At 68.7% G+C, this 2,063-nt stretch carries 3 protein-coding genes; 1 reads left to right on the top strand and 2 read right to left on the bottom strand.

Features of this window, described 5'->3' with window-relative positions; genetic code table 11:
- Positions 1 to 534 (top strand): DUF2058 family protein (locus NON22_RS23525; RefSeq protein ID WP_257389417.1); only part of this gene is annotated, 534 nt, incomplete at its 5' end.
- A 40-nt stretch (positions 535 to 574) separates the two neighbouring features.
- Here the strand turns inward: NON22_RS23525 and phbB are convergent.
- Both phbB and phaR read right to left on the bottom strand, forming a co-directional pair.
- On the bottom strand, positions 575 to 1,321 hold the full coding sequence (gene phbB / locus NON22_RS23530) for an acetoacetyl-CoA reductase (protein ID WP_257389418.1): 747 nt from the start codon (positions 1,319 to 1,321) through the stop codon (positions 575 to 577).
- A gap of 103 nt (positions 1,322 to 1,424) precedes the next feature.
- On the bottom strand, positions 1,425 to 1,916 hold the full coding sequence (gene phaR, locus NON22_RS23535) for a polyhydroxyalkanoate synthesis repressor PhaR (RefSeq protein WP_257389419.1): 492 nt from the start codon (positions 1,914 to 1,916) through the stop codon (positions 1,425 to 1,427).
- Positions 1,917 to 2,063 lie beyond the last annotated feature (147 nt).

The following is a 2,063-nucleotide window of genomic DNA, read 5'->3' on the forward strand; positions in this document are numbered from 1 at the left end:
AGGCCGGGCGGCCGCCCCGGCGACGTCCGCGGCCCGCGTCCGGGTACGCACCAGGGTTCGGGCAAGCCGTCGCCGCGCGGCGGCGCCAATCCGGCAGCGAAGCCGGCGCAGAAGCCGCCCAGGCCCGCGTCGGGCGAGCCGGATCTGGCCCAGGCCTACGCATTGCGTGCGCGCAGCGAGCGCGAGGAGCGCGAGCGCGCCCAGCGCGAAGCCGAACAGAAGGCGCGCGAAAAGCGCGAGCGCCGCGAACAGGTCGCGCGCCTGCTCAACGGCAAGGCGCTGAACGCGGCCGAGGCGGAACATGCGCGGCACTTCGAGCACGGCGGCAAGATCCGCCGCGTCTACTGCACCCAGGCGCAGCTGGCCGCGCTGAATCGCGGCGAGCTCGCCGTCGTGCAACACAACGGCCGCTACCTCATCGTCGCCGTCGACGTCGCGCAGCAGGTCAAGGCCGTGCTGGCCGACGCGCTCGTGCTGCTGGTCGATCCGAACGCGCCGCTAGAGGACGACGTGCCGGCCGACCTGATCTGGTGAACCGGCGCCGCCGGGCCCGACGGCCCGCTGCGGCGCCCGCTCAGAAATCCATGAAATAGCCGCCGTTGACCGGAATGTTCGCGCCCGTGATGAAGCCCGAGTCGGCGGCGGCGAGGAAGTCGACCACGCGGGCGATCTCGGCCGGCTTGCCGAGGCGGCCCACGGGCACGTCGGCAATGATGCCTTCGCGGATATCCGGCGCGATCTGCAGCACCATCGCGGTTTCGCAGTAGCCCGGCGAGACGCTGTTCACGGTGACGCCCTTGCGCGCGACCTCGCGCGCCAGCGCCATCGTGAAGCCGTGCATGCCGGCCTTGGCTGCGGCGTAGTTGGTCTGGCCGAACTGGCCGGTCTGGCCGTTGACCGAGGAAATGTTGACGATGCGGCCGTAGCCGCGCGTGCACATGCCGTCGACGGCGTTGCGGCAGAGGTTGTAGACGCCGTCGAGATTGACCGTCAGCACGCTGCGCCACTGCTCCGGGCTCATCTTGCGCAAGGTCGTGTCGCGCGTGATGCCGGCCGCGTTGACGAGCACGTCGAGGCTGCCGAATTCGGCCTCGACCTTGCGCACGAGCGCGGCGCAGGCATCGAAGTCGCTGATGTCCAGCGGCATGAAGCGGATACGGTCGGCCAGGTCGGCGGTCTCCTCGCCGAACGCGGCGATGCGTTCGGCGCGCGCCGCGAGGTCGGCGGCGATTACGTAATGACCCGAGAGGGCGAGATGGCGGCAGATGGCCGTACCGAGCCCGCCTATGCCGCCGCTGACGATGGCGATGCGCCGATTCATGGATGTATCCCCCTGAGGATATGGCTGTACGCGCAGCGGCCTCGCCAGACGCGGCGCAGGCTCTCGGTGCTGGAAAGGGCGCGGCGGACGCCGCGCCGGACGGTCAGGACTTTTCCTTGTCCTTGTTGCCGTTGCCGCCGGCCTTCATCGAGCTCGTCGCGGCATTCAGGAAGCCCTGCTGCAGGGACTTCCACATGTCCATGTTGCGTTCGGTCAGATCGTTGAGCATGGACCAGGGGGTCTGGCCCATCATCGTGTTGAGCTGGCTGCGGAACTGCTGTTGCTGGTCGAGGAAGACCTGCAGGCTGCGTTCGAGATAGCCGCCCATGAAGCCCTGGAGCGAATCGCCGTAGAACCGGATCACCTGCGACAGCAGCTGGGTCGTGAACATCGGCTGGCCGCGTTCCTCGTGCTCGGCGATGATCTGCAGCAGGACCGATCGGGTCAGCTCTTCGCCGGTCTTGGCGTCGCGGACTTCGAACTCCTCGCCGTCGACCACGAGCTGGCGGACTTCTTCCAGCGTGATGTAGCTCGAGATCTCGGTGTCGTAGAGCCGACGGTTCGGGTACTTCTTGATGACTCGGACTTGTGCCATACGGGCAAGCTAGCACGGCTTGCGGCGATGCACCAGCCGGTTTGCTGCGCAGCATTACCTTTGGCACAGAAGCGGCGCGGCCTGGCGCCTGCGCCGCGGCGGCGAGGCTGCGGTCGGGCGCCTTTGCGGCGCGGCTCGTGCGTTGCG

Source organism: Tahibacter caeni (assembly GCF_024609805.1).
Classification (GTDB): Bacteria; Pseudomonadota; Gammaproteobacteria; order Xanthomonadales; family Rhodanobacteraceae; genus Tahibacter; species Tahibacter caeni.

What these genes read in the sequence shown, in the direction of transcription:
- phbB (WP_257389418.1), bottom strand. Translation starts at nt 1,321, where the DNA reads ATGAATCGGCGCATCGCCATCGTCAGCGGCGGCATAGGCGGGCTCGGT.
- phaR (WP_257389419.1), bottom strand. Translation starts at nt 1,916, where the DNA reads ATGGCACAAGTCCGAGTCATCAAGAAGTACCCGAACCGTCGGCTCTAC.